This is a genomic window from Polaromonas sp. P4_F9 (assembly GCF_056401235.1).
Map to the genome: position 1 here is coordinate 77,553 of NZ_JBFUJT010000014.1, position 25,996 is coordinate 103,548.

Here is a 25,996-nt window from a genome sequence, read left to right on the forward strand (position 1 = left end):
TCACACCGACACCCTGCGCTCGTTGGCGAGCATCGTCGGGGTTTGTAACGTAGCACGTCACTCACCTGCTCCAGCAGGCGCTTGGATTGGGGGAGGATAGGCGACAGAGTTCATGGGAACAAAACTATGTATAAAAAACGCAGCATTTGCGCCAAGAGGCAAGATGCCAAGCGGGTTACTGGGCTTAGGCTGGGTTAGTTGCAACCCGGCGTTCCAGCTTATCCAGTCGGACAAACTGGATTCCCAGAATATCCGACGATCTACATCACGTTAGGCGCCAGCAGAGACTGCTCCTGCTGCTCCCTCCCGTGGGACTCTTTGCACCGGCGGGCCGTATGATCAACATCATGAGCGCAAGCAAAGAATTCGTCAGTCACGTTCGAGAGTTGTTGTCGCCCATTGGAAATCTCAGCGACGGCACGTTCTTTGGTGGCCACGCGCTGAAGCACAATGGGCAACAGTTCGCCATGATCATGGGGAACACCCTTTACCTTCGGGTCAACGATGAAACCAGACCGGAGTACGTCGCGAAGGGTTCGAAAGCGTTTTCCTATCTAACAAAGGCTAGGCGAGTCGAGGTCCGAACGTACTTCGCTGCACCTGAAGAGCTATTGGAATCGAAGGAAGCACTATTGGCCTGGACCCGTAGGGCAATCAGTGCTGCAACTGGTACCTAACCCTTCATATATGGACCCCCACAACTGCAGGAGGCGGCTTCGCCGCTAATGTTGGTGGTCCGGTCATCTTCACGTTAGCCCTCAGGAAAGCCATGTTCAAAGCCGCCTCACCTCTTCAGGTCGCCACCTCCCTTACCGAGCTGTGGTCCCCGCGCGTTGTCGCTGAAGTCGACGACTCCTACGTCAAGGTGGCCAAAGTTCAGGGCTCTCTCGCTTGGCACAGCCACGAGAACGAAGACGAACTTTTCCTCATTCTCAAAGGTCATCTTCGAATCGAAATGGAAGGTGGCAATGTCGAGCTTGGTGAAGGCGAAATGTTCGTCGTACCCAAAGGCGTTCGCCACAATCCGGTTGCGGAGCAAGAGTGCTTGATCATGCTTGTTGAGCGGAAGGCCACGCTCCATACGGGTGATCTCGTCACGGAGAAAACTCGCTCCTTGGCAGAGCAGCTTTGTCCGCTATGAGCGTGCGGTGTCGCCTGCGGGCTAACGGCCAGTTGAAACACAGACTTTGCAAGATCGACGGCAAGGCAAAGAACACGCCGCCAACAGTTCCGGCACCGATGCATGAAACAAGGACAAGCGTTGCGAACATGAACAGAATGTACCGGAGGCGGCGGGCTCTATGGCGTCCAACGCTGGAGATGATCGAACCACAACTGCGGGTGCGCTCATGAGGGGCTTAACGAATGAAAAGGCCTTCCCCGTCCCGAGCTAGCCACGCAGTAGCGGCAAACGGCAACTCAGTGCCACGATGGGAAGTGCAAAGTCTCATCCTCTCATCCACTCACTCGAAAGGGAAAGTCCATGGCTACTATTGTCACCGTTGGAATCGATCTCGCCAAGAACGTCTTTGCCGTGCATGGCGTGGATACTGCAGGCAGCGTCCTGTCGCCGCTCAGGCCAGCGTATAAGCCGTCTTCACCGTGGTGAAGAACTCCTGCGCATAGCGGCCCTGCTCGCGCGGCCCGTAGCTGGAGCCCTTGCGGCCGCCGAAAGGCACGTGGTAGTCGACCCCGGCGGTGGGCAGGTTCACCATCACCATGCCGGCCTGGCTGTGGCGCTTGAAGTGCGTAGCGTATTTCAGGCTGGTGGTGGCAATGCCGGCGGACAGGCCAAACGGCGTGTCGTTGGCGGTTGCCAGCGCCTCTTCATAGTCCCTGACCTGGATGACGCTGGCCACCGGCCCGAAGATTTCTTCGCGGTTGATGCGCATGGACGCCACGCTTTCGCTGAACAGCGCCGGTGCCATGTAAAAGCCGTCCAGGGCCATTTTCAGGCGTTGGCCGCCGGCCGCCAGCAGCGCGCCCTCGGCTTTGCCGATGTCCACATAACTCAGGTCCTGCTCGAGCTGGCTCTGGCTGGATACCGGGCCGATGTCGATGCCGGCCTCCAGCGCATCACCCACCTTGAGCGTGGCCATGCGCTTTTTCATGGCGTCGATGAATTTCGGGTAAATGCCTTCGGTGACGATCAGCCGGCTGGACGCCGTGCAGCGCTGGCCGGTGGAGAAGAAGGCGCTTTGCACGCACAGCTCGACCGCGGTCTGGAGGTCAGCGTCGTCGAGCACGACTTGCGGGTTCTTGCCGCCCATTTCGAGCTGCACCTTCTTGAGGTTCTGTGCACAGGCTTGCGCAATACGGGCACCGACACCCTGGCTGCCCGTGAAACTGATGGCGTCGATGCCGGGGTGATTCACCAGCGCGTCGCCGATGACGCTCCCGCGGCCCATGACGAGGTTGAACACGCCGGCCGGAATGCCCGAGCGGCTGATGATGTCGGCCAGTGCCCAGGCGCAGCCGGGCACAAGGTCGGCGGGTTTGAAGACCACGCAATTGCCGTGAGCCAGGGCCGGGGCGATTTTCCAGGCGGGAATGGCCAGCGGAAAGTTCCACGGCGTGATCAGGCCAACCACGCCGACGGGCTCGCGGGTGATTTCCACGCCGATGCCGGGGCGCACCGAGGGCAGGGTTTCACCGCCCAGGCGCAGGCATTCGCCGGCGAAAAATTTGAAGATGTTGCCGGCGCGTGCGGCTTCGCCCATGCCCTCGGCGCGGGTCTTGCCTTCTTCGCGCGCCAACAGGGTGCCAAGCTCCTCCTTGCGCGCCAGTATCTCGTTGCCGATCTTGTCCAGGGCGTCGGCCCTGGCCTGGATGCCTGACACCGACCAGGCGTCATAGGCGCTGCGTGCCGCCTGCACGGCTTCGTCCACCTGCACAGCATCGCCCTGGGTGTAGTGGCCGATCACGTCGGCCATGTTCGAGGGGTTGAGGTTGGGCGAGTAGCTGTTGCCGGCCAGCCATTGGCCATTGATGAGGTTGTCGTGTTGCGTCATGTTTTTTTCAGAAAGTGTTATTCCATTTCTAATTCGATGCGAGATTAGGCATACCACCGCAGACAGTGCTGTAACGGCCAAGGTGTGGCAACGACATATCGTATTGAAGTAGAAATGGGATTAGCCGCGGCCGATAAAGGGCATGGTGGTCGCCATTACGGTCAGGAAGGGCACGTTGGCATCGAGCGGCAGGCTGGCCATGTAGGCGACGGCGCTGCCGACATGCCGGGCGTCCATGGTCGGCTCCACGGCCAGCGTGCCGTTGGCCTGCAGCACGCCGGTTTTCATCCGTTCGGTCCGGTCGGTGGCCGCGTTGCCCACGTCGATCTGCCCGCAGGCGATGTTGAAGCGGCGGCCTTCGAGCGAAGCGGCCTTGGTCAACCCGGTGACCGCGTGTTTGGCGGCGGCATAGGCGGCGGCATGCGGGCGCGGGCTGGTGGCGGCGATCGAGCCATTGTTGATGATGCGGCCGCCACCGGGGGTCTGCGCCTTCATGATGCGGAAGGCTTCCTGCGTGCAGAGAAACACGCCGCTCAGGTTGATGCCGATGGCCTTGTTCCAGTCCTCGTAGCTCAGCGCTTCGAGCGGCACCGCCGGCGACGAAATGCCCGCGTTGTTGACCAGCAGGTCCAGCCGGCCAAAGACCGCGAGCGCACGGGCGAACAGCGCCTTGACCGAGACCGGGTCGCTGACGTCGGCCGTCACCACCAGCGACTTTGCGCCGCTCGCGGCACCTTCTTGCGCCACCAGGTCCAGCGGCTCCCGGCGCCGACCGGCCAGCACCACCGAAAAGCCGCTTTGCATGAGTGCCAGCGCCACCTGCTTGCCGATGCCGGTGCCGGCGCCCGTGACCAGCGCAATTTTTTCAGGCGAGGGCATGTTCAGCCTCCTGTTCACGGCGCGCGAGGGCCATGCGGCAGGCCAGCTGAAAAGCCTGCAGCATCGCGCCCGGATTGGCGACACCCTGGCCCGCAATGTCAAACGCCGTGCCGTGCGCGGGTGTCAGGATGGGAAATGGCAGGCCGCCCTGCACCGTGATGCCGCGCCAGAAGCCCATGAGTTTCATGGCGATCTGGCCCTGGTCGTGGTACATGGTGACCACGGCGTCGTACTGGCGCTGCTCGCCCTGCACCTTCAGGAAAATCGTGTCTGCCGCGAACGGGCCTTCAACCGGGATGCCGCGCGCCCGCGCCGCTTCCACCGTCGGACCGATGATGTCGATCTCTTCCCGGCCGAACGAGCCGTTGTCGCCGTTGTGCGGGTTCAGGCCGCAGACCGCAATGCGCGGATGGGCCACACCGCTGCGCTGCAGTTCGCCGTGGATCAATTCAATGCCCTGTGTCACGCCCTGGTGCGTGATCTGGTCGGCCACCTCGCGGTGCGCAATGTGAGAGGTGACGCGCGAAGTCCACAGGCCATCGAGCACATTGAACTCGCACACCGGCCCGTCGAAACCGAGCTGCTCGACGAACCAGTGCAGCTCGTCGCTGGTGTGCATGCCGGCCTGGTGCAGCGAGTGTTTGTTCAGCGGCGCGAACAGGATGGCATCAGCCTGCCCATGCCGGGTGGCTTGCAGCGCCATGGACAGCGTGTCCAGGCAGTAGCGACCGCCCTTGACGCTGGATACACCGCGTTCAAATTCGCCTTCCGTCTCTCCGCGGTAATCCACCAGCACCGGCTTGTCGTGCGAGAAGTCGGCCTCGTTTATCGAAGCCGCCTGCACATAGGGCGTGCGGCAACCCGCCACCGCCATGCCGCGCTCCAGTTCGGCCCGGTCGGCGATCAGCAGCAGCTCCGCCGACTGCGCGGCGGCCGGGTCGGCCAGCAGCCGGGCGACCAGTTCGGGCCCGATGCCGGCCGGGTCGCCCAGCACCATAGCGATGCGAGGTTTGCGTGATTTCATGAATTCCTTTGCTCAGCGGCTGGGCAGCAGGCCGCGCGCCGCCAGGTTGGTGAAAAAGGCCTGCAACCCGAAGGTCCACGGCGCGATGCGGTCACTCTGGTTGACGGTGTTGACCAGGCGGCCGAGCTTGGGGCTGGAGATGCCGACCACGTCGCCCACCTGGTGGGTGAAACCACTGCCCGCCGCGCCGCGGTCCTGCGTGGGCGCGAACATGGTGCCCAGGAAGAGCATGAAGCCGTCGGGGTACTGGTGGTGGGCGCCCACGGTCTGGCGCACCAGGTCCAGCGGGTCGCGGCTGATCTGCGACATGGAGCTTTCGCCGCGCAGCACAAAACCGTCGGGGCCTTGCACGTCGAGGCTCACGGTGCAGCGCCGCACGTCGTCGAGCGAAAAACTGGCGTCGAACAGGCGAATGAACGGGCCGATCGCGCAGGAGGCATTGTTGTCCTTGGCCTTGCCGAGCAGCAGGGCGCTGCGGCCCTCGAAGTCGCGCAGGTTGACGTCATTGCCCAGCGTCGCGCCCAGGACTTCGCCGCGGCTGTTGACGGCCAGCACCACTTCCGGCTCGGGATTGTTCCAGGCCGAACCGGGATGGATGCCGATCTCGGCCCCGGTGCCCACGGCAGACAGCACCGGCCCCTTGGTAAACACTTCGGCGTCGGGGCCGATGCCGACCTCGAGGTATTGCGACCACAGCCCTTGCCGCACCAGCAGTTCCTTGAGCTGCTCCGCCTTGGCCGAACCGGGCACTATGCTGGCCAGCGAGCCGCCCAGCAGCTCCAACACCCGGCCGCGAATCGCCTCGGCCTGGCTGGCATCGCCCTTGGCCTGCTCTTCGATCACGCGTTCCACCAGGCTGGAGGCAAAGGTGACCCCGGCCGCCTTGATGACCTGCAGGTCGCAGGGCGCCAAAAAGTAAGGCGCCTCGCCGTTTGTCCGCTGGCTGTTCTGGAACAGGCTGTCGGCGCTGCCGATGTAGCGGCCCGGCGTGGCGCGCACCCGCGCGGCCGGGTCGGCCAACTCGAGCAGGCCGCTCATGGTGGGCACGGCCTGCGACAGGTCAAAGACGCCACCCTCGCGCAGGGCCACAACGCTCGGGCCGGCGGGCTGGCCCGCGCCCTCGCCCGGAATCCAGGCGCGGCCGACCAGCGTCCCGGTCATCTTGTCTTCAGGCAACCACTCCATTGAGCACCTCCGGATTCACAGGGTTTGTCGGTCCGTCACCGCAGAAAAAACCGATCAGGTTGTCTGCGGCCAGGTTGGCCATGGCCAGGCGCGTCGGTCCGGTCGCGCTGCCGATGTGCGGCGTCAGCACGACGTTGGGTACCTCGAGCAAGCCCGGGTGAAGCGTGGGCTCGCCCTCATACACGTCCAGGCCCGCCGCAGCAATGCGCTTGTCACGCAGCGCCAGGGCCAGTGCCGCATCATCGGCGATGCCGCCACGCGCGATGTTGACCAGCGTCGCGGTCGGTTTCATCAGCGCCAGCTCGGCCGCGCCGATGGCATGGTGCGAGGCCTTGGAGTACGGCAGCACCAGCACCAGGTGGTCGGCAGTGCGCAGCAACTCGTCCTTGCCGACATAGCGGGCGCCGGTCTCACGCTCGACGCTGTCTTCAAGCCGGGAACGGTTGTGGTAAATCACCTGCATGCCAAAGCCAAAGTGGCCGCGGCGAGCCAAGGCCTGGCCGATGCGGCCCATGCCCAGGATGCCCAGTGTCGAGCCGTGAACGTCGGAGCCGACCAGCGTGTTGTATTGCCAACGGCTCCACTGCCCGGCGCGCAGGTAGCGCTCGCCTTCCGACACCCGCCGCGCTGCGGCCAGCAGCAGGGCGAAGCCGAAATCAGCCGTAGTTTCGGTCAACACACCCGGCGCGTTGGTGCCGACCACGCCGTGCGCGGTCATGGCCTCCACATCAAAGTTGTTGAACCCCACCGACATGTTGGCGCAGATGCGCAGGTCCGGGCAGGCTTGCAACAACGCGGCATCAATGCGCTCGCTGCCGGTGGCAAAGAGCGCCTGCCGGCCTTGCAGCGCGTCCATCAACTGCGCGGGAGACCAGGGCTCATCCGCCTGGTTGGCCCGCACCTCGAAGTGCGGCTCAAGGCGGGCAATCACCTCGGGCGCGATCGCCCGGCAGACCAGAAGGGAGGGCTTGCTCATGCCTTTGACCTTTGATCTTTGACCTACTGCTTCAGGCCGAGCTTGCTGATCAGGCCTTTGTAGAAGGCGTGATCGCGGGCCATGACCGCACCAAAGGCTTCGCCATCCGCATAGGCATAACCCATGTTCTGGCGGTCCAGCGCGTCACGCAGGCTTTGTTCGGTCACGATCTTCGCGGTCGCTGCGCGCAGCACATTGACAACTTCGGGCGGCGTGCCCTTGGTCACGGCCAGGCCACGCCAGGTGCCGATGGAAATGTCGATGTTGCGTTCCTTGAGCGTCGGCACTTTCTCGAAGCCCTTGATGCGCTGCTCGGACATCACCGCCAGCGTTTTCAGCTTGCCCGTCGAGGTGTAGGCATAGACTTCCGCCGCGCTCACCGTGATGGCCTCGATGTGGCCGCCCAGCAGGGACAGCGCGGCCGGTGCAGCGCCGGCAAACGGAATATGGTTGAACTTCACCCCGGTCTTGTCTTCCACGGCCGCGGCGGCAAGATGCCAGGTCGAGCCGTTGCCGCCGTTGCCCACGCGGAAGTCGCCCTGTTTCGCAGCCGCCAGGAATTCTTCGACGGTGTTCCACGGCGCATCGGCGCGCACCGTGATCGCTGCCGGGTCGTAGTTCAGGCGGGCGATGGGGATGAAATCCTCATAGGTGATTTTGGTCAGGCCCATGTTGGGCTGCGTCATCAGGTCGGTCGCGAGCAGGGCGACCTTGTAGCCCTCCGGCTTGCCATTGATGACGTCGGCCCAGCCGATGGCGCCGCTGGCGCCGGGCTTGTTGACCACGATCAGGTTCTGCGGCAGGTGCTTGACCGACGCCAGCGCGAAGGCCCGGCCCAGCACGTCGGTGCCGCCGCCGGCCGGGTAGGGCACGATCAGCTCAATCGGCCGGTTCGGGTAGGCGGCCTGGGCCAGCACGGCGGCAGGCAGGGCCAGGGCGCACAGCAGGCCGGCCAGGATGCGGGAAGCAAATGTCTTCATGGTCTTCATGGTTGTCTCTCTTTGTTGGCAGGGGTGGGGATGTCGTGATGATTGGAAGGAGCGTGAAGTTCAGGACCTTCAGGACCAGGCGGGGCCGTTCGGAAACTCGAATTCCTTGAGCGTCGCGGCATGCATCTCGATGCTGTAGCCCGGGCGCTGCGGCGGCATGTAGCGGCCCTTGCGGATGACCACCGGGTCGAGGAAATGCTCATGCAGGTGGTCCACGTATTCCAGCACACGGTTTTCCAGCGAGGCAGACACCGCGATGTAGTCAAACAGCGAGATGTTCTGCACGTATTCACACAGGCCCACGCCACCGGCGTGCGGGCACACCGGCACACCGAACTTGGCGGCCATCAGCAGCACCACCAGCACCTCGTTCAGGCCACCGAGGCGGGCCGCGTCAACCTGGCAGAAGTCAATGGCCTTGGCCTGCAGCAGCTGCTTGAACATCACCCGGTTGTGGCAATGCTCGCCGGTCGCCATGCCGATGGGCGCAATGCGCTCGCGGATGGTGGCATGCCCCAGGATGTCGTCCGGGTTGGTCGGCTCTTCGATCCACCAGGGTTCGAAGGCGGCCAGGCGGCGCATGTTGACGACGGCTTCGTCCACTTCCCACACCTGGTTGGCGTCCATCATCAACTTACGGTCCCAGCCGATCTCTTCGCGCAGGATGGCGGCGCGGCGCATGTCTTCCTCGATGCTGCCGCCGACCTTCTGCTTGAAGTGTGTCCAGCCCTCAGCCACGCCTTCGCGGGCCAGACGGCGCATTTTTTCCTCGGAATAACCCAGCCAGCCGGCCGAGGTGGTGTAGCCGGGGTAGCCCTGCTCCAGCATTTCCTGCTCGCGCGCGGCCTTGCCGCCGGCGTTGCGGCGCAGGATGGCCAGCGCCTCCTCGGGCGTGAGCGCGTCGGTGACGAAACGGAAGTCCAGGCAGCGCACCAGCTCCTCCGGGCTCATGTCGGCCAGCAGCTTCCAGACCGGCTTGCCTTCGGACTTGGCCCACAGGTCCCAGACGGCATTGACGATGGCGGCCGTGGCCAGGTGGATCACGCCTTTGTCCGGGCCCAGCCAGCGCAGCTGGCTGTCGCCGCTGGTGATGTTGCGCCAGAACGCGCCCATGTTGCCCGTGATCTCTTCGAGCGTGTGGCCGACCACGAACGAAGCCAGCGAGTTGACGGCGGCCACGCAGATTTCATTGCCTCGGCCAATCGTGAAGGTCAGCCCATGGCCTTCCAGCGCCGAGGGGGCATCGGTGTGCAGGACGACGTAGGTAGCGGAATAGTCGGGCGCCGTGTTCATGGCGTCCGAGCCATCGAGCGAGCGCGAGGTGGGGAAACGGATGTCGCGAACCGAGAGGTGGGTGATGGTGGTCGGCACTTCTGTCTTTCAAAGGGAGTGAAAAGATAGCGAAGCTTATGCCGATTGGCGATCCCCATCCAATCGTTATTTGGTATATTTCGATTCACATTTTTGGATCACTCATGGACGATGCCAACGGCACTCCTGCCACCCCCGCCACCCCCGCCACCCCCGCCGCCACCGCTGCTCCCTCGCCTCCCGCCCCTCCGGCCAACCTGTTTCGCCGGCTGCGCATCAAGAGCCGGCAGGTCATGCTGCTGGACGCCCTCGACGAGCACCGCAACCTGCGGCGCGCGGCGGCGGCCATCCACACCACCCAGCCCGCCGCCACGGCGTTGCTGCAGCAGCTGGAAGAAGGGCTGGGCGTGGTGCTGTTCGAGCGCCATGCGCGCGGCATGGAGCCCACGGTGTATGGCGAGGTGATGATTCGCTACGCGCGCGGTGTGCTGCACGACTTCGCCCACGCCGGCGACGAGATGGCGGCGCTGGCCGCGGGCGCATCGGGGCTGGTGCGCATCGGCAGCGTCATGGGCGCCACGCCGGTCCTGCTCACCCAGGGCCTGGCGCGCTTCAAGGCCGGCAACCCGCGGGTGCGCGTTTCCCTGCAGGTGGACACCAGCGACCTGCTGATGCCGGCCCTGCTGCGCGGTGACCTCGACGTGGTGCTGGGGCGCCTGCCGGACCAGTTCTATGACGAAGACCTGGAGATCGAGCAGCTGGAGGGCGAGCCGATGAGCGTGGTGGCGCGGCCGGGCCATCCGCTGTTTGGCCTCGCCAAGGTGACGCTGGCCGACCTGGTCGCGCAGACCTGGATCCTGCATCCGCTGGGCAGCCCGATGCGGCGCCGTGTCGAGCAGGCGCTGCAGCACGCCAGCCTGTCGGCGCCGCCCGACATCGTCGAGACCTCGTCCATCCTCGCCACCACCTCGCTGCTGGAGGCCAGCGACATGATCTCGGTCGTGCCGCTGGATGTGGCACAGCACTATGCGAACTATGGGATGGTCGCGATCCTGCCGGTGGACCTGCCGATGCCCATGGCCAATCTGGGCATCATCACGCGCAAGAAAAAAGACCTGTCGCCCGCAGTCAAGGGCTTTTTGCATGCCCTGCGCGACAGCATGCTGGAACGGCAGATCGCGCGTTAGCGCGCTAGCCGCGTTACTCGACGCGCCCGATGCGCTGCACCAGCGCCGCCATCTGGCGGGCGTCGGCTTGCACGAAGTGCTCGAACTCGGGCTTGTCCTGGTACTGGAAATAGCTGCCCGCCGAGGCCAGCGCCTGGATCGCACGCGGGTCCTCGGCGACGAACTTCGCCGCCTGGCGCAGGCGCGTCACCACCGGCTCGGGCGTGGCGGCGGGCACGAAAAGGCCCGACCACTGCGAGTAAGAGATGGGCACGCCCAGTTCCTTGAAGCTCGGCACGTCGGGCAGCGCCGCGAGCTTGGTCTCGCCCCAATGCGCCAGAGCACGCAGCGTGCCGGCACGAATGTGCTGCATCACGCTGGACGGGCCGGTCGCGATGGCATCGACCTGCCCCATCAGAACCGACAACACCGCCGGACCTGCGCCGGTGTACGGCACGTGCAGCATGAAGCTGTTGGTGGCGGCCTTGAGCTGCTCCATCGGCACGTGCATGGTGCCGTAGTTGCCGGACGAGCCGAAGGTGATCGCACCGGGCTTGGCCTTGACGGCGGCGATGAAGTCCTTGTAGGTCTTCCACGGGCTGTCGGCCTTCACGATCAGCACGGTGGGGTCGGCGGTGAAGCGCGCGATCGGCTTCAACTGGTCCAGCGTGTACATCGGCGTGCGCTTGAGCACCTTGTCGGCTTCGGGCAGCACGACGACCGACGACAGCGACATGAGCATCGTGTAGCCATCGGCCTTGGCCTTGGCGACCTGGCCCATGCCGATGCCGCCACCGGCGCCACCGCGGTTTTCCACGATCACGGATTGATTGAGCGCACGGCCCATCGCCTCAGCCACGGGGCGACCCACGGTGTCGGCCACGCCGCCAGGCGGGAACGGGACCGTCATGGTCAGGGGGTGGGCGGGGAATCCATGCTGCGCCCACGCGGGGGCAGACAGCAGGCCGGGCACGGCCGAAGAGGCCAGGAATTGAAGTACGTTGCGACGGTCGATCATTTACAGGGTCTCCACACGGTTGTTGAGTTCACCCAGGCCGGTCACGGCGACGCGGACCTGGTCGCCATGGCGAAGGAATTTGGGGGGCGTGAAGCCGATGCCGACGCCGACGGGCGTGCCGGTGGCGATGATGTCGCCGGGCTGCAGCGTCATGGCGCGCGACAGGGTTTCGACCAGGGTCGCCACGTCGAAGATCAGCTGCGAAATATGCGCGTCCTGGCGCAGTTCGCCGTTGACCCAGGTCTGCACGCGCAGTGAATCGATCGGCGCGTCGTCCTGCGTGGCGATCCACGGGCCGAGCGGGCAGAAGCCGTCGAGCGACTTGCCCAGGAACCACTGCGCATGGTTCTTCTGCAGGTCGCGGGCGGTGACGTCGTTCAGCGCAACGAAGCCGAACACCTTGCTCAAGGCGTCGGCCTTCGAGACGTTGCGGCATGGCGCGCCGATGACCACGCCGATCTCGCCTTCGTAGTCGACCGACGAGGTGTGCTTGCTGTCAAAGCGGATGGCGTCGTTGGGGCCGGCCAGCGTCGTGGTCGCCTTGGTGAAGATCTGCGGAAACGCCGGGATGGCCGAAGCGCCGCTGGTCGCGTTGAAACCGCTCTTGTCGAACTCCATCGCATGGTCGTGGTAGTTCTTGCCCACCGCGATGACGTTGCGCACGAAGGCCGACAGCGGCGGCAGGAACGTGACTTCGGCCAGCGGCGCACGGTCGGTGGCGGCGGATTTCAGGTCGTTCGCCGTCAGGCCCTGCTCGATCACGGCAAGCACGGGGTTGGGATGGGAAGCGAGGCCGCCCTCGATGAACAGGACCTCCTGCTTCTGCTCGTCGATCAAGGCAAGGCGGGTCTTGCCGGCCCAGGTGGCGCGTCCGATCTTCATGAAATCTCCAGTCAAAGTGAAAGCACCAATTGGTACTTATTGGGTTGATTTGGTTAACTTGGTCAAATTCTAGTTCAACTCGATATTCAACTCAATAACCGACCAAATCTGATGTGTATTCACGCAATTGGTTTGATTTGGTACGATGCAGGCTGAATCCTTCCAATCACCCGGAGCCTTTCATGGACAGTGCAGCCCAGTTGCGGGAGACCATCGTCAAGAACCTGAAGTCCGGCACCTGGCGGGCCGGGCACCGCATTCCCACCGAACGTGAGCTGTGCGACCAGTTCGGCATCGGCCGTTCCACGGTGCGGCGCGTGCTGGCGCAACTGAAGGACGCGCAGCTCATCACGCAGACCGTCGGCAGCGGGACCTATGTCACCGATGGCGTCAACGGCGCGCTGGCCCGCATGGCGAAGGGCGGCAGCGCCCAGGCCACCAGCCCGGCGGAATTGATGGAAGCCCGGCTGGCGCTGGAGCCGGCGATCGTGGAGATGGTGATCCGCAACGCGACGTCGGCCGATTTCGAGCGCATGCAAGCGTGCTGCGACAAGGCCGAGGCCGCCGCCTCGCTGGAGGAGTTCGAGCACTGGGACGGCATGCTGCACGAGGTCATCGCGGAAGCCGCCCACAACACCTTCGTCACCAACGTGTCCCGCCTCATGAGCGAGGCGCGCGAGCAAGGCGAGTGGGGAATGCTCAAGCGCAAGAGCGTCACGCCGGAGCGCCGTGCCGAGTACCAGCGCGAGCACAGGGCACTGGTCGCGGCATTCCAGGACCGCGACCTGGCCACCGCCACCGCGCGCACCCGCGACCACCTGCTGCGCGTGCGGCGCAACCTGCTGGGAATCTAGGGGGCCGCGCGGGGCGCGGCCGGTTCAGCGGCGCATGTCGTAGAGGCGCAGCGCGTTGTCGTGGAACAGCTGGCGCTGCTCGTGCGGCGCGAGGTCGGCGACGATCGCCGCGAAGCCGCGGAAGATGTCCTCGAACGAGGCGCACAGGCTGTCCACCGGAAAGTTGCTGCCGAACATGCAGCGGTCAGCACCAAAGATCTCGATGGTGTCGCGAACCACCGGGCGGTTGGCTTGCACCGACCAGCGCCGCCCGGCCAGGCCGATGCCGCTAATCTTCACGCTGACGTTGGGGCACTGCGCCACGCACCGCATGGCCTCTCGCCAGGCTGCGAGCCCTTCGCTGCTGCGATCCGAGGGCATGCCGGTGTGGTTGATGATGAGGGGGGTGTCCGGAAAGTCCCGCGCCAGGGCTGCGGCCTCGTGCAAATGCCAAAAGGGTGTTTGCAGCTCGAAATGCAGGCCGTGGCGCGCCAGCAGGCCATAGTTGTGCCGCCACGCAGGGTCGGCCATGCCACCCGCTGCCGTGTCGGCTGGCGATTCGTTGGCGCGCGGCTTGTGGCGAATGCCGCGCACAAACCCGAAGGCGGCCAGTTGCTCCAGCGTGTGCTGCGCATCGGGCTGGTCCAGCCAGGCTTTGCCGATCGCCACCGTGGGCCACCCACTTTGCTGGCGCAGGCCCGCGATGTAGCGCATCTCGCCGATGGGGTCGCGCGGATCCCAGTCGGCCTCGATGTAGACACTGCCGGCCAGCCTGAACGCCGCCGTATCCCGGAGGTAGTCAGCCGGCAGGTAGGGGCGGGCGATCGACTGGTGATCGCCATAGCGGTGCGGCGGACGGTCGCTGTCGCACAGCCACGGGTAGTAGTTCAGGACGGGGTCCCAGAAATGGTGGTGGGCATCGATGATGGGAAACCCCAGCGCTTCGGTCATGGCAGGTCCTGAAGGTCAGGCAGCTTTCATGCTGCCGTAGCGGAAAGCGTTCTCGACGCGCCGGATGCCGTTGACCAGCGCCCGGCCGAACGGTGGCGCGGAGATTTCGAAGCGGCAGGCACTGTCGACCTTGATGCCTTCGGCGAACGACAGCGTGGCGGTGCCGAAGTAGTGCACGTGTACGTCGCCCGGCACCAGGAACTGGTCGTACTTGAAATGGTGGAACTCGATGTTGCCGATGGAGTGCGACATGTTGTCCTCCCCGGTGAAAAAGGGTTTTTCCCAACGCGAGCGACCCTTGCGCACAATGCGCGACAGGCCGGTGATGCTCGGCGGCAGTTCGTTGAGCAACAGCTCCGGGCCGAAAGAGCTGCCACCCAGCTTGGCGTGCGACACCAGGCCGCTGTTGCTGCGCTCGGTGACATGGTCGGACAGCTCGTTGGCGAGGGCAAAACCGACGCGGCGCGGCGTGCGGTCGGCACCGATCAGGTACAGGCCGGCCAGTTCGGGCTCTTCGCTCGCGTCCTCGGCGAAGGCCGCAACCGGAAAATCCCGGTAGGGATGGACCACCGAATGGCCACTGCCCTTGAAGTGCCATTCGGGGGCGACGCCCGGCGGGCCATTGCCATCGGGACGCCCGCCTTCCAGGCCCAGCTTGAACAGCCGCAATGAATCGCTGAGCGTGGTCTGGCCGGCGTGCAGCGCGCGCCGCAGGTGGTCGCGTGTGCGTTCGCCGCCCAGGTGTGTCAGGCCCGAGCTGCTGACCAGCATATGGGCCGGGTCCGGGTGGTCGAACGGCACCAGCACGGCCTGGCGTTCGACCAGGCCGTCGTAGTCAACCCGTTCGGCGGAAACCCGTTTTTTGACCAGCCATGCCAGCGGCGTCTTTTCTGCCAGCGCCTGCTGGACCAGCGCATACGTGCTGTCGCAGCCGGCCAGCACCCGCACGGTATCGGGCGCTTCGACCAGGCCGACGGCGCGCTCGCCGTCGGCGCGCAGGAACTGCAACAGGCGCAACGCGGCCATCAGGCAAGCCTTACTTCAGCCACTTCTCGAGCGCCTCGGCCGGGATCTCCGCGCCGTGATACTTCTTGAAGATCTCGCCCAGCTTGCCGTTCTTGTGGTTGGCCCGCACCCAGTCGTTCACCCAGGCCAGCATGCGCGTGTCGTCCTTGCGCACGCCGATTCCGAGGTCGTTGGTACGCAGGATGAACTTGGGCTCCAGCTGCCGGTTCGGCGCCTTCTGCATCATCGTCTGGAACAGCGCGTTCGAGGTGCCCACCAGGTCGGCCTGGCCGGTGACTACGGCAGTGATCACGCCGGCATCGTCGTCATACCGCACCACGGTGGCGCCCTTGGCGTTCTGCGTGATGTCGCTGTCCTGCGTGGTGCTGCGGTTCACCGCCACGCTCTTGCCGGCGAGGTCCGCCATGCTCTTGACCTGGATGCCCTTGATGCCGCCCACCAGCGAGATCTGCGGGGCATAGGGCACCGAGTAGTCGATCACCTTGGCGCGATCGGCCGTCCAGGCCAGGGTGGAGATGATGATGTCGGCCTTGCCGGTCTGCAGGTTGGGAATGCGCGTAGCGCCGACGGTGGGCACCACTTCCAGGGCGACGCCGAGGTCCTTGGCCAGCAGCACCGCCACGTCATAGTCGGAGCCGGTGGGTTTCATGTTGCCGTCGGTCATGCCCGAGGGCGGTACCGCGAGGTCGACCGAGATGCGGATCTTCTTGGCCGCGCGGATGCTGTCCAGCGTGTCGGCCTGGGCGGCGAAGCCCGTGGCAGCCACGGCCACCACCAGGGCGCTGCGGGAGATGATGGAGATCAGTTTCATGGTGAGGTTTCCTTTGGGGTTACAAGCCGTTGTCGACAAATTGCTGCAGTTCGGCGGTCTGCGGGTTGAGCAGCATGTCGCCGGTTCCGGTTTCCCAGATCCGGCCTTCATGCATGAAGATCACGACGTCGGCCACCTTGCGGGCAAACGCCATTTCATGGGTCACCAGCACCATGGTCATGCCGCCGGCGGCCAGCTCCTCGATGACCTTGAGCACTTCGCCCGTCAGCTGCGGATCGAGCGCCGAGGTGACCTCGTCGAACAGCATGACCTGCGGCTCCATCGCCAGCGAGCGGGCGATCGCCACACGCTGTTGCTGGCCGCCCGACAGCTGCTCGGGGTAGGCCTGCGCCTTGTCCGCCAGGCCGACCTGGCGCAGCACCGTCCGGGCGAGTTCCAGCGCCTCGGCCCGGCTCTTGCCCTTGGCGGCACGTGGGGCGAGCGTGATGTTCTCTTCCACCGTGAGATGCGGAAACAGGTTGTAGCTCTGGAACACGATGCCGACGTCGCGGCGCAGGCCGCGCAGGTCGATGGCCGGGTCGCTCACCCGGTGGCCGCAAACTTCGATCAGGCCGCTGTCGATGGCTTCCAGCCGGTTGATGCAGCGCAGCGCCGTGCTCTTGCCCGAGCCGCTGCGGCCAATGATGGCCACCACCTGGCCTTTTTTCACCTGGAACGACACCCCTTTGAGTACGTTCAGGCTGCCGAAGCTCTTGTGCACGTTTTCAAGATTCACAATATTGGACATTGCCGATTCCTTTCTTCAGTTCCGGCTCGGGCTTGCGGCCAGCGAGCAATCTGTTTTCGAGTTTCCGGGCCCACCAGGACAGCGGGAAACACAGCAAAAAGTACAGGCCGGCGACCAGCATGTAGACCACAAAGGGCTCGAACAGCGAGTTGTTGATGATCTGGCCGGCGCGCGCCAGCTCGACGAAGCCGACGACGGAGGCGAGCGAGGTGTTTTTGACGATCTGCACCATGAAACCCACGGTCGGTGGCGTGGCGATGCGCAGCGCCTGCGGCAGGATCACCATGAACAGCCGCTGGGTGCGGGTCAGCGCCAGACATTCGGCGGCTTCCCACTGGGTTTTGGGAACCGCTTCAATGCAGCCGCGCCAGATCTCGCCGATATAGGCGCTGACGTAGATGGTCATCGACAGCCCGGCGGCCACGATCGCGGGCAGGCTCAGGCCCATGATGCTCAGGCCGAAATACGACAGGAACATCAGGATCAGCAGCGGCGTGCCCTGCACCAGCTGCACATAGCCGAGCGCCAGCCAGCGCAGCGTGCGGCTGCGCGAAATGCGTGCCAGCGCGACGCCAAAGCCCAGCAGGCCACCGCCGGCGAAGGCCATCAGCGACAGGATGACGGTCCAGCCCGCGCCCTGCGCCAGGAAGTAAAGATGGTTGAGGTTGAATTCGTTGTTCATGGCTTCATCCCGCGCTCACATCGTGGTGCCGAGCCTGCGGCGGCGCGTGAAAACGGCCTGGCCGATGGCCCAGAAACCGAGGCGCATCAGCAGCGACAGCATCAGGTAGAACACGGCCACCACGATGTAGGTCTCGAAGGAGCGGTAGGTGTCGGACTGGACGCGGTTGGCAATCGCCGTCAGTTCCTCTGCGGAGATTTGCGAAGTGATGGACGAGGCCAGCATCAGCAGCACAAACTGGCTGGTCAGCGCCGGGTAGACGCGCTCCATGGCGGGACGCAGGACCACATGCCAGTAGACCTGCAGCTTCGACAGCGCCAGACACTCGGCGGCCTCGAGCTGCCCCTTGTGGATGGAGTCGATGCCGGCGCGCATGATCTCGGTGGTGTAGGCGCCGATGTTGATGACCAGCGCCGCAATCGCCGCCACGTAGGCCGGCACCTTGAAGCCCAGGCTGGACAGCCCGAAGTAGACGATGAAGATCTGCACCAGCAGGGGGGTGTTGCGGATGGTCTCCACGTAGATGCTGCAGGCCTGCGCGATCCAGCCGTTGCGGCTGCCGCGGCCGAAGGCGCACAGCGTGCCGATCAGGAAACCCAGCAGCGTGGCGATCACCACGAGCTGGATCGTCAGCCAGGCGCCGTGCAGGAACAGCGGCCACTGGGCCAGCACGGCGGAGAAGTCGAATTTGTAAGTCATGTTGTCGCCGGCAGGTTCAGGCCGCGGGCCGGTACGAGTTGACGATGGAGGCCGTGTCCTTCATGCCGTTGCCCTGCTCGACATAGTCGGTGTAGCGACGTGTCGCGGCCTCGAGCATGGGCAGGCTGAGCTCGAGCGCGTGCGCGTACTCCTTCACGGCTTTGAGGTCCTTCAGCAGTTGCCGGGCATAACTGCGCGGTGGCTCAAACGCGCGCGCCTGCATCTGCGGGTAGAGCTGCTTCAGGAGGCTGCTGTCGGCATGGCCGCCGGCCAGGCACTGCGGCAGCACCTGCGCATTGATGCCGGCCGCTTCGGCCAGGGTCAGGGCCTCGGCCAGCACCACATAACCGCTGCCGACAATCAGCTGGTTGATCATCTTGGCGGTCTGGCCCGCGCCGCTTGCGCCGATGTGGGTGAAGTTGGCGGCCAGGTCGGCCATCACGGCGCGGATGGACTCGATGTCGCTGGCTTCGCCGCCGGCCATCACCGTCAGCGTGCCGGCACGCGATTGCAGCGGGCCACCGCTCACGGGAGCATCGACCCAGCGCATGCCGGTCTCGCCCTGCAGTTGCCGCGCCATGCTGCGCGTTGCCGCGGGGTCGATGGTGGAATGGTCGATCAGGGTCTTGCCGGCCGCCGCCGTCTGGGCAATGCCCTGCGCCCCGAAGACACAGCTGCGCACCGCCTCGGTATGCAGCACGCACAGGATCACGATGTCGCTGGCGGCGGTGACGGCCGCCGGTGAAGGCGCGCTCACGGCGCCGGCCGCAACCAGAGGCAGCACCCGCTCGGGCTCGAGGTTCCAGACCGTGACCGGCCAGCCCTGTTCGAGCAGGCGCAGAGTCATCGCCGTGCCCATGATGCCTAAGCCTATGAACCCGATACGGGCCTTTTCAACTGCCATGCTTGTCTCCAGTGCCACAGTGTTTGACGTGGTGACGAAGCATACGAAGGCTAGCGATCCTCATCCAATCGTATTTCGTGATCTATCGATATGGGTTTTTGAATCAGTACGGAAGCCATGCGGAACCCGGGTCGATGTCTGGTGCCACCCGTCTGAACCCGCCTGACCGGGCTCATTCCTGGAATCCGCCTCTGCCGGCCGGGACTGGCATGTGGCCCGCTCTGCCGAATCTGGGCGGGCCGCCGCCGACCAACAGGCGCTGAAGGAGTAGCACTGGTCACCGCCAAGGGCTGTGAGCTGATGACGCGCGGCGTGCCGGTGAAGGCCGACGAGATTGAGGCGCTGATGCGGGGGAGGCCGCGGAAGGCTGAACGCAGAATGCTGAGGGCAATCGATAGCCCCAGGGGCCTGGTCCGGCCAATGTCTTTCAAGGGCATCACCCCTGGGTGCGCTTGCGCACAGACGTCCGAAGCGTATCGGGCGCACAGTATTCATAGGCATTGCCGTCATCTAACCTGTTGATCATCAGATTAGCCGCCACCGCAAGAATACGGAGCGCTACGCCTGGGACATCGCCGTCCCCTCCCGGCGTCAAGACGAAAGCTAATCATGAACAAGTTCTTAACATCCACGGCCAATGCGTCCCGCTACGAGTTGCGCTTCACCAGTCTGTTCAACCGGGGGCGCGGGTATGCATTTCCCTGTGACGCCGAAGGAAGCGTGGAGATGGGCAACCTGAGTGACCATGGCCGCAGCAATTATCTGTATGCCCGGGTCGTCGTCGGAAACGAGCTGGCGATTCCCATTGTGGTCCACCTGGCCTGAGCCACCGCCCTTCGCGCGCACAAGGCAATTTATCTAGCCAATCGGGCCGGCGCTTCAGCTTCAGCGTCGATCCGCCTTCGCTCAGGCTCAGGCTCACGCCTGAACTGAAAAATACCCGCTCTCGACCTGCGGCGGGCTAGCTGCTACTATTTCAAGTTCTTCCAAAGCATTTCAAGGTGGCTCTGCGCCAGGGCGCCGGGCGGGCCGCCTACAACTCAGGCGCTGAAGGAGTAGTCATGTCTTTGCGCATCAACGACACCGCCCCTGACTTCACAGCCGAGACCACTCAGGGCAAGATCCGCTTTCACGAATGGATAGGGGACGGATGGGCGATCCTGTTCTCGCACCCGAAGGACTTCACGCCCGTCTGCACGACGGAACTCGGTTACATGGCGAAGATTGAGCCCGAGTTCACGCGCCGCAACTGCAAGCTGATTGGCCTGTCGGTGGATCCGGTGGACAACCACACGCGCTGGGCCCGCGACATCGAAGAGACCCAGGGCCATCTGCCGAAGTACCCGATGATCGGCGACACCGACCTGGCGGTCGCCAAGCTCTACAACATGCTGCCGGCGGACGAGCCCGGCACCGCCGAGGGCCGCACCGCGGCCACGAACGCCACCGTCCGCTCGGTTTTTGTCATTGGCCCCGACAAGAAGATCAAGCTGATGATGACCTACCCGATGACCACTGGCCGCAACTTCGACGAAATCCTGCGCGTGCTCGACTCGATGCAGATGACGGCCAAGCACAAGGTGGCCACGCCGGTGAACTGGAAGCAGGGCGAGGACGTGATCATCGCCGGCTCGGTGTCCGACGACGATGCGAAGACGCTGTTCCCGCAGGGCTGGAAGGCGCCCAAACCCTACCTGCGCATCGTCAAGCAACCGTCATGATCTTCGAGCAGGTCGCCGTCGGAGGCTGCCGGTCCTACCTGCTGGGTTGTGCTGACACCTGCGCCGGAGCGCTGATCGATCCCGAGGTCAGCCAGGTCGACCGTTACCTGGCGCTGGCGTCCCGCGACGCGCTGCGCATCCACTTCGTGATCGATACGCACACGCACGCCGATCACTTCTCGGCCGCGCGCCAGCTGGCCGACCGCCTCGGCGCGATGACCGTCATGCACCGGGCCAGCCCGGCGCCCGGCGTGGACCTGCGCGTTGATGACGGCGAGATGATCGTGCTCGGCAAGTTGCGGCTGCAGGTGCTGTACACGCCCGGGCATACCGTGGACTCGATGTGCCTGGTCTCCGACGACCGGGTCTTCACCGGCGACACCCTGCTCATCGGCGGAACCGGGCGTACCGACCTTCCCACCGGCGATCCCGAAGCGCTGTACGACAGCCTGTTCGGGCGGCTCCTGAAGCTCGACCCGGCGCTGCTGGTGTACCCGGCCCACGACTACAAGGGCCGCAGCCACTCGACCATCGGCGAGGAAATCGCCACCAATCCACGTCTGCAGCGGACGGACCGGGCGGCGTTCGTGGAGATGATGAAGAGTCTCGACCTGTCCATGCCCACCCACCTCACGGAAGCGCTGCGCACCAACATGAGCGGTGGCAAGACCGTGGCGCAGATGCTGGCCGAGGCTGCCGCTTGCGTGCCCTTCATGTCCATGGCCGAGCTGCGAAGCCGTGTCGACGCGGCACCTGCCGATCTGATCGTGCTCGATGTGCGCGAGCGCGACGCCTACGAGGCCGGGCACATTCCCGGCGCGCGGCTGCTGCCGCGCGGCCAACTGGAGCTGCGCGTCAACAGCGAGCTGCCGGACCCGACAGCGCGCATCGTCACCTGCTGTGAGTTCGGCCGCATCTCGACGCTGGCCGCGGCCACGCTGCGCACCATGGGCTTTCAGCGCGTGGTTGCGCTTGACGGCGGCATGAAGAGCTGGCGCGAGGCGAACTACCCGGTGCGTGCGGGGCCGGCGGCCTGACGGCGACCGCGTTGCTGTGGGTTGCGAGGAGATGCAGGCGGCGGTCCTGAATCACCCAGGCGCCTTGACGCAGTAGCAATAGATGAACTGCTGCGTTGTCCCGGACGGGGTTTCATGGACTTCGGTGGCGCTTTCGACGAGCTGGAAGGCCGCGCCAAATTCCCCGTGCAGCCCTTGCGCGTCATAGCGGACCACGTCAAGACCGCTGCACTGGGCCGGCCCCTCCGGCCCAAACGTGGCGACGATGACATGGCCTCCCGGCTTGACGGCCCGCATGACCTGCCGCACATAGGCATCGCGTTGCCCGGCGTCGGTCAGGAAGTGGAAAACCGCCCTGTCGTGCCACACGTCGTAGCGCGCTGCGGGTAGGGCCACCCGGGTGACGTCCCCGACCCACCACGTCACCGCCTGGCTGGCGGGGCCGAGCCGTTGCCGGGTGGCATCAATGGCCGCCTGCGAAATATCGAGCACGCTGACGTCGCGGTAGCCCGCCGCCAGCAGATCATCGACCAGCGTCGACTCGCCACCGCCGACGTCAATGACGGACATGGCACGGCCGGGGGCCGCTTTTTCGATCAGCGACAGGGATCGCTCCAGATGCGGGCGAAACCAGCTGACCGCGTCTGCTGCCTTGTGTTGATAGACCTGTTCCCAATGATGCCGGGTGTTCATTCCTGCTCTCTCACAAAGACGCCAAAGTAATCCGGTGGGGCCCTGATCGCCGGGCCACGCCTGTTTGCGACCCCAGCGCGTAGCCAAAGCCCTTTGCTTTACTTTCCCTTATGAAGCACTTTATCCAGTTTGCGCGCCCAGCGTGTTGACCGGAATTTTCAGATACCGGATGCCATTGTCTTCGGGCGGCGGCATGTCCCCGGCGCGAACGTTGACCTGGATGGACGGCAGGATGAGGGCGGGCATGTCCAGCGCGGCGTCGCGGGCGGTCCGCATGGCGACGAATGCCTCCTCGGAGACGCCGTCGTGCACATGAATGTTGCGGGCGCGCTGTTCACCCACGGTGGTCTGCCATTGCGGCGCCCGCGACGCGGGGGGATAGTCGTGGCACACATACATCGTGGTCTTGGCCGGCAAGGCCAGCAGGGTGCGGATGGAGCGATACAGCGCATGGACGTCGCCGCCGGGGAAGTCGGCCCGCGCCGTGCCCACATCGGGCATGAACAGCGTGTCACCCACAAACACCGCGTCCTCCACCCGATACGCCATGTCCGCGGGGGTATGGCCGGGAACCAGGAGCGCGGTGGCCTCGACGTCCCCGATCCTGAAGGTTTCGCCGTCCTTGAACAAATGGTCGAACTGGCTGCCGTCGGGCAGGAAGGCGCGCTCCAGGTTAAAGATTTTCTTGAAGGTCGCCTGTACCGCCCGGATGTTCTCGCCAATCGCGATGCGCCCACCCACATGCTCCTTCAGATAGCGGGCTGCCGACAGGTGGTCGGCGTGGGCGTGGGTTTCCAGAATCCAGTCGATGTGCAGCTGCTGCTCCGCCACATAGGCCAGCACCCGGTCCGCCGAGGTCGTGCTGGTGCGTCCGGCCTTGAAGTCGTAGTCAAGCACCGGGTCGATGATGGCCGCGTGTCGGGTGCTGGTGTCTGTCACCACGTAAGTGACCGTCCAGGTGGGGCTGTCAAAAAAAGCTTGGACTGTGATGCGAGCACTCATGGCCGACTCCGTGGGTTAATTACAATCTACTTGCCAATAATATATATATTTGTATAATATTGTCAAGTAACCCACAGACAAACAGACAGAGCCATGCAAGATACCCATCCCGTCATCGATCCCGAGTTGCTGCGCGGCGCGACCGCGCAAGCGGTTGGCGTGCTGAAACTGCTGGCCAATGAGGACCGGCTGCTGCTGCTGTGCCAGTTGTCGCAGGGCGAGCGCTGCGTCAGCGAGCTGGAGGGCGGGCTGGGCATCCGCCAGCCCACGCTGTCGCAACAACTCGGCGTGTTGCGCAATGAGGGCGTCGTCAACACACGCCGGCAGGGCAAGAACATTTACTACAGCGTGGCCGATCCGGCCCTGCTTGAAATCCTGGCGGTGCTGTACCGCCTCTATTGCCCCGAGAACCCCAAAGCCCCCAAAACCCCCCACTCCCCCGAAAGCCCCGAAGGAGCAACCTGATGTCCATCGACTGGAATGCCTTCTCCCCCTGGTCCGCCCTGCTGGGCGGCATGCTGATCGGCCTGGCCGCCGCCATGTTCGCGCTGCTCAACGGGCGCATCGCGGGCATCAGCGGTGTTCTGGGCGGCCTGTTGAAGCCCGCGCGGGGCGATGTGGGTTGGCGCGCCGCGTTCATTGCGGGGCTGGTTGGTGCTCCGCTGGCGTACGCGGCGTTCTCCGTGCTGCCCGCCGTGCAGATTGATGCCGGCTACAGCGCTCTGGTCGCGGCGGGCCTGCTCGTGGGCATAGGCACCCGCTACGGTTCGGGCTGCACCAGCGGCCACGGTGTCTGCGGCCTGTCAAGGTTCTCGCTGCGTTCGCTGGCGGCGACGGCCACCTTCATGGGCGCAGGTTTCGGGACGGTGTTTGTGCTGCGCCACCTCTTCAATAGTTAATAGTTACGTAGTTAAGGAGCAGATTCATGTTTGTCCTGACGTCGCTACTCGCCGGCCTCCTGTTCGGCCTGGGGCTCATGGTGTCCGGCATGGCCAATCCGGCCAAGGTACTGGGTTTCCTGGACCTGGCGGGCCGGTGGGACCCCTCGCTGGCACTGGTCATGGCGGGGGCCATCGCGGTGGGCTCCGTCGCCTTCCTGCTGGCGAAAAACCGGACCTGCTCGCTCTTGGGCGCCGATATGAAACTGCCCACCGCCAGCCGTATAGACCGCCGGCTGGTGAGGGGCAGTGCGCTATTCGGCATGGGCTGGGGCATTGCCGGGTTCTGCCCGGGCCCCGGCCTGGTGGCTCTCGGCATGGGCGAGTCTAAAGCGCTGGTGTTTGTCGCCGCGATGCTCGCCGGCATGGCGGTGTTCGAGGTGCTGGAAAAGCGCCGGCAGACGCAGCGCACCGCATGAGCAAGCGCCGATGGGCGCGGCCGCGTTGGCCACCCACGCGCCACTGACCGCCCCGGCTCCTCCCGGCAGACCGTCATTGCTTCTATCAATCGTTTAGGCAAAAGCAATTGGCCCATTCTATAGCTTGCATATATCATTTCTCCTGTTCCGATAATTTATAGCTATCAACATGCAGGAGTTCACGATGAGCACAACGCAACGCCCCGAAATCAAGACCATGGCCAACCTGGAAGCCGCCTTTGCCGGCGAATCCATGGCGCACATCAAGTACCGCTATTTCGCCAAGCTGGCCCGCGAGGCCGGTGACGAAGCCACAGCGCGCACCTTTGAAGAAACCGCCGACCAGGAAGTGATGCACGCCTTCGGCCACCTGGACCTGCTCTATCCCAAGGCGACCATGACGCCCGCCCGGGCGCTACAGATCGCCATCGACGGCGAAACCTACGAGTACACCGAGATGTACCCCGGCTTCCGCGCCACCGCTGAAGCCGAAGGCAACGCGGCGGCCGTGGCTGAAATGGACGAGCAGATCGAGGAGTCCAAGGTCCACGCGGCCCAGTTCAAGGCCACCCTGGAGAAAGCCCAGAAACGCTTCGCGGCCCTGGCCCGGGTGGAAGAGCGCCATGCCAACCACTACCAGGCGCGGCTTAATATCGTCAAAGAAGGCGCCGCGGCGGCCTGAACCGGCGGGCCCGCAGGGCTGACCCTGCAGGGGCTGTAAGACGCGAACGGCAGAGGCGACTGACAATGAACAGTTCTGCCCCACAAGCAGCCGGGCGTCCTTCCGGGCGCCCTTGATTTTTGAGAGCCGGCGACCCCTGTACAAGAGCAAGAGGGGTCAGCGGCACATTTAACTTTAGAAACTGAAAGAAACCCGATGAAAACCTATCTCTGCATCGTTTGCGGCTTTGTGTACGATGAGGCGGCTGGCCGTCCTGAAGACGGCATCGCAGCCGGCACGCGCTGGGCCGATGTGCCTGACAGCTGGGCATGCCCGGACTGCGGCGTTGCCAAGGCCGATTTTGAAGTGGTCGAAATTTAAGAAACCCGCAGCCCTGCCGCTGCCGGCCCGCCATTGCGGCGCGGCCGGTCCTTGTTTTACCGAATTTGTG

30 protein-coding genes are annotated in these 25,996 nt (G+C 64.7%); 12 read left to right on the plus strand and 18 right to left on the minus strand.

Features of this window, described 5'->3' with window-relative positions; translation table 11 throughout:
- The first annotated feature begins 335 nt into the window (after positions 1 to 335).
- Together AC1DUB_RS14010 and AC1DUB_RS14015 are read left to right on the plus strand one after the other, a co-directional pair.
- The gene (locus tag AC1DUB_RS14010; protein WP_477729996.1) at positions 336 to 677 is read left to right on the plus strand and encodes a TfoX/Sxy family protein; all 342 of its coding nucleotides are present in this window, start codon (positions 336 to 338) and stop codon (positions 675 to 677) included.
- 92 nt (positions 678 to 769) lie between these two features.
- The gene (locus AC1DUB_RS14015; RefSeq protein WP_477729997.1) at positions 770 to 1,141 is read left to right on the plus strand and encodes a cupin domain-containing protein; all 372 of its coding nucleotides are present in this window, start codon (positions 770 to 772) and stop codon (positions 1,139 to 1,141) included.
- 433 nt (positions 1,142 to 1,574) lie between these two features.
- On the opposite strand, the gene AC1DUB_RS14020 is transcribed toward AC1DUB_RS14015, so the two are convergent.
- From AC1DUB_RS14020 to AC1DUB_RS14050, 7 genes are all read right to left on the minus strand, one after another.
- Positions 1,575 to 3,011 carry an aldehyde dehydrogenase family protein gene (locus tag AC1DUB_RS14020; RefSeq protein WP_477729998.1) on the minus strand — a complete coding sequence of 479 codons (1,437 nt, stop codon included), beginning with the start codon at positions 3,009 to 3,011 and terminating at the stop codon, positions 1,575 to 1,577.
- Between the two features lie 120 nt (positions 3,012 to 3,131).
- Positions 3,132 to 3,890, minus strand: a complete 759-nt coding sequence (locus AC1DUB_RS14025; protein ID WP_477729999.1) for an SDR family oxidoreductase — start codon at positions 3,888 to 3,890, stop codon at positions 3,132 to 3,134.
- A complete protein-coding gene (locus AC1DUB_RS14030) occupies positions 3,877 to 4,914 on the minus strand; it encodes a 4-hydroxythreonine-4-phosphate dehydrogenase PdxA (protein WP_477730000.1) in 1,038 nt (345 codons plus the stop codon). The genes AC1DUB_RS14025 and AC1DUB_RS14030 overlap by 14 nt, the downstream gene beginning before the upstream one ends.
- A 12-nt stretch (positions 4,915 to 4,926) precedes the next feature.
- Entirely contained in the window at positions 4,927 to 6,099 is a 1,173-nt protein-coding gene (locus AC1DUB_RS14035; protein ID WP_477730001.1) for a fumarylacetoacetate hydrolase family protein, read from the minus strand.
- Positions 6,083 to 7,075 carry a 2-hydroxyacid dehydrogenase gene (locus AC1DUB_RS14040; protein ID WP_477730002.1) on the minus strand — a complete coding sequence of 331 codons (993 nt, stop codon included), beginning with the start codon at positions 7,073 to 7,075 and terminating at the stop codon, positions 6,083 to 6,085. Before AC1DUB_RS14040 ends, AC1DUB_RS14035 begins: the two co-directional genes overlap by 17 nt.
- Before the next feature lie 23 nt (positions 7,076 to 7,098).
- A complete protein-coding gene (locus tag AC1DUB_RS14045) occupies positions 7,099 to 8,055 on the minus strand; it encodes a tripartite tricarboxylate transporter substrate binding protein (protein WP_477730062.1) in 957 nt (318 codons plus the stop codon).
- Positions 8,056 to 8,133: 78 nt separating this feature from the next.
- The gene (locus AC1DUB_RS14050; protein ID WP_477730003.1) at positions 8,134 to 9,435 is read right to left on the minus strand and encodes an L-fuconate dehydratase; all 1,302 of its coding nucleotides are present in this window, start codon (positions 9,433 to 9,435) and stop codon (positions 8,134 to 8,136) included.
- 104 nt (positions 9,436 to 9,539) lie between these two features.
- Here AC1DUB_RS14050 and AC1DUB_RS14055 point away from each other — a divergent pair, with 104 nt between their 5' ends.
- Positions 9,540 to 10,562 carry a LysR family transcriptional regulator gene (locus tag AC1DUB_RS14055; protein WP_477730004.1) on the plus strand — a complete coding sequence of 341 codons (1,023 nt, stop codon included), beginning with the start codon at positions 9,540 to 9,542 and terminating at the stop codon, positions 10,560 to 10,562.
- A gap of 13 nt (positions 10,563 to 10,575) precedes the next feature.
- Here AC1DUB_RS14055 and AC1DUB_RS14060 read toward each other — a convergent pair whose 3' ends face one another.
- Positions 10,576 to 11,559 carry a Bug family tripartite tricarboxylate transporter substrate binding protein gene (locus AC1DUB_RS14060; protein WP_477730005.1) on the minus strand — a complete coding sequence of 328 codons (984 nt, stop codon included), beginning with the start codon at positions 11,557 to 11,559 and terminating at the stop codon, positions 10,576 to 10,578.
- Entirely contained in the window at positions 11,560 to 12,441 is an 882-nt protein-coding gene (locus AC1DUB_RS14065; RefSeq protein WP_477730006.1) for a fumarylacetoacetate hydrolase family protein, read from the minus strand.
- Between the two features lie 113 nt (positions 12,442 to 12,554).
- On the opposite strand from AC1DUB_RS14065, the gene AC1DUB_RS14070 reads away from it, so the two are divergent.
- Positions 12,555 to 13,295: a FadR/GntR family transcriptional regulator gene (locus tag AC1DUB_RS14070; RefSeq protein ID WP_477730007.1), complete on the plus strand. Its 741-nt coding sequence runs from the start codon at positions 12,555 to 12,557 to the stop codon at positions 13,293 to 13,295.
- Between the two features lie 24 nt (positions 13,296 to 13,319).
- Here AC1DUB_RS14070 and AC1DUB_RS14075 read toward each other — a convergent pair whose 3' ends face one another.
- From AC1DUB_RS14075 to AC1DUB_RS14105, 7 genes are read right to left on the minus strand one after another with little or no spacing between them, the layout of a single operon-like run.
- A complete protein-coding gene (locus tag AC1DUB_RS14075; RefSeq protein ID WP_477730008.1) occupies positions 13,320 to 14,225 on the minus strand; it encodes an amidohydrolase family protein in 906 nt (301 codons plus the stop codon).
- Positions 14,226 to 14,240: 15 nt separating this feature from the next.
- Positions 14,241 to 15,251, minus strand: a complete 1,011-nt coding sequence (gene araD1 / locus AC1DUB_RS14080; RefSeq protein WP_477730009.1) for an AraD1 family protein — start codon at positions 15,249 to 15,251, stop codon at positions 14,241 to 14,243.
- A 10-nt stretch (positions 15,252 to 15,261) separates the two neighbouring features.
- A complete protein-coding gene (locus AC1DUB_RS14085) occupies positions 15,262 to 16,062 on the minus strand; it encodes a transporter substrate-binding domain-containing protein (RefSeq protein ID WP_477730010.1) in 801 nt (266 codons plus the stop codon).
- Positions 16,063 to 16,081: 19 nt separating this feature from the next.
- On the minus strand, positions 16,082 to 16,810 hold the full coding sequence (locus AC1DUB_RS14090) for an amino acid ABC transporter ATP-binding protein (protein ID WP_477716653.1): 729 nt from the start codon (positions 16,808 to 16,810) through the stop codon (positions 16,082 to 16,084).
- Positions 16,788 to 17,492 (minus strand): amino acid ABC transporter permease, encoded by a 705-nt coding sequence (locus tag AC1DUB_RS14095; protein ID WP_477721125.1) that lies wholly within the window; start codon positions 17,490 to 17,492, stop codon positions 16,788 to 16,790. Before AC1DUB_RS14095 ends, AC1DUB_RS14090 begins: the two co-directional genes overlap by 23 nt.
- Before the next feature lie 15 nt (positions 17,493 to 17,507).
- Complete coding sequence (locus AC1DUB_RS14100; RefSeq protein ID WP_477730011.1) at positions 17,508 to 18,191, minus strand: amino acid ABC transporter permease; 684 nt, start codon at positions 18,189 to 18,191, stop codon at positions 17,508 to 17,510.
- A 16-nt stretch (positions 18,192 to 18,207) separates the two neighbouring features.
- Complete coding sequence (locus AC1DUB_RS14105) at positions 18,208 to 19,095, minus strand: NAD(P)-dependent oxidoreductase (protein ID WP_477730012.1); 888 nt, start codon at positions 19,093 to 19,095, stop codon at positions 18,208 to 18,210.
- A gap of 609 nt (positions 19,096 to 19,704) precedes the next feature.
- On the opposite strand from AC1DUB_RS14105, the gene AC1DUB_RS14110 reads away from it, so the two are divergent.
- The 3 genes from AC1DUB_RS14110 (at position 19,705) to AC1DUB_RS14120 (ending at position 21,853) form a co-directional block, all read left to right on the plus strand.
- On the plus strand, positions 19,705 to 19,920 hold the full coding sequence (locus AC1DUB_RS14110) for a hypothetical protein (protein ID WP_477730013.1): 216 nt from the start codon (positions 19,705 to 19,707) through the stop codon (positions 19,918 to 19,920).
- A 236-nt stretch (positions 19,921 to 20,156) separates the two neighbouring features.
- The gene (locus tag AC1DUB_RS14115) at positions 20,157 to 20,816 is read left to right on the plus strand and encodes a peroxiredoxin (RefSeq protein WP_477730014.1); all 660 of its coding nucleotides are present in this window, start codon (positions 20,157 to 20,159) and stop codon (positions 20,814 to 20,816) included.
- Positions 20,813 to 21,853, plus strand: coding sequence for an MBL fold metallo-hydrolase (locus AC1DUB_RS14120; protein WP_477730015.1), 1,041 nt, complete (start codon positions 20,813 to 20,815; stop codon positions 21,851 to 21,853). Before AC1DUB_RS14115 ends, AC1DUB_RS14120 begins: the two co-directional genes overlap by 4 nt.
- Positions 21,854 to 21,904: 51 nt before the next feature.
- Here AC1DUB_RS14120 and AC1DUB_RS14125 read toward each other — a convergent pair whose 3' ends face one another.
- A complete protein-coding gene (locus tag AC1DUB_RS14125; protein WP_477730016.1) occupies positions 21,905 to 22,525 on the minus strand; it encodes a class I SAM-dependent methyltransferase in 621 nt (206 codons plus the stop codon).
- 120 nt (positions 22,526 to 22,645) lie between these two features.
- Positions 22,646 to 23,527, minus strand: a complete 882-nt coding sequence (locus AC1DUB_RS14130) for an MBL fold metallo-hydrolase (RefSeq protein ID WP_477730017.1) — start codon at positions 23,525 to 23,527, stop codon at positions 22,646 to 22,648.
- A 93-nt stretch (positions 23,528 to 23,620) separates the two neighbouring features.
- Here AC1DUB_RS14130 and AC1DUB_RS14135 point away from each other — a divergent pair, with 93 nt between their 5' ends.
- The 5 genes from AC1DUB_RS14135 (at position 23,621) to AC1DUB_RS14155 (ending at position 25,926) form a co-directional block, all read left to right on the plus strand.
- Positions 23,621 to 23,992 carry an ArsR/SmtB family transcription factor gene (locus AC1DUB_RS14135; protein WP_477730018.1) on the plus strand — a complete coding sequence of 124 codons (372 nt, stop codon included), beginning with the start codon at positions 23,621 to 23,623 and terminating at the stop codon, positions 23,990 to 23,992.
- Complete coding sequence (locus tag AC1DUB_RS14140; protein WP_477730019.1) at positions 23,992 to 24,426, plus strand: YeeE/YedE family protein; 435 nt, start codon at positions 23,992 to 23,994, stop codon at positions 24,424 to 24,426. The genes AC1DUB_RS14135 and AC1DUB_RS14140 overlap by 1 nt, the downstream gene beginning before the upstream one ends.
- Positions 24,427 to 24,452: 26 nt before the next feature.
- Positions 24,453 to 24,884 (plus strand): DUF6691 family protein, encoded by a 432-nt coding sequence (locus AC1DUB_RS14145; RefSeq protein WP_477730020.1) that lies wholly within the window; start codon positions 24,453 to 24,455, stop codon positions 24,882 to 24,884.
- A gap of 184 nt (positions 24,885 to 25,068) precedes the next feature.
- Positions 25,069 to 25,566, plus strand: coding sequence for a rubrerythrin family protein (locus tag AC1DUB_RS14150; protein ID WP_477721116.1), 498 nt, complete (start codon positions 25,069 to 25,071; stop codon positions 25,564 to 25,566).
- Between the two features lie 195 nt (positions 25,567 to 25,761).
- A complete protein-coding gene (locus AC1DUB_RS14155; RefSeq protein WP_477730021.1) occupies positions 25,762 to 25,926 on the plus strand; it encodes a rubredoxin in 165 nt (54 codons plus the stop codon).
- The last annotated feature ends 70 nt before the right edge of the window (positions 25,927 to 25,996 follow it).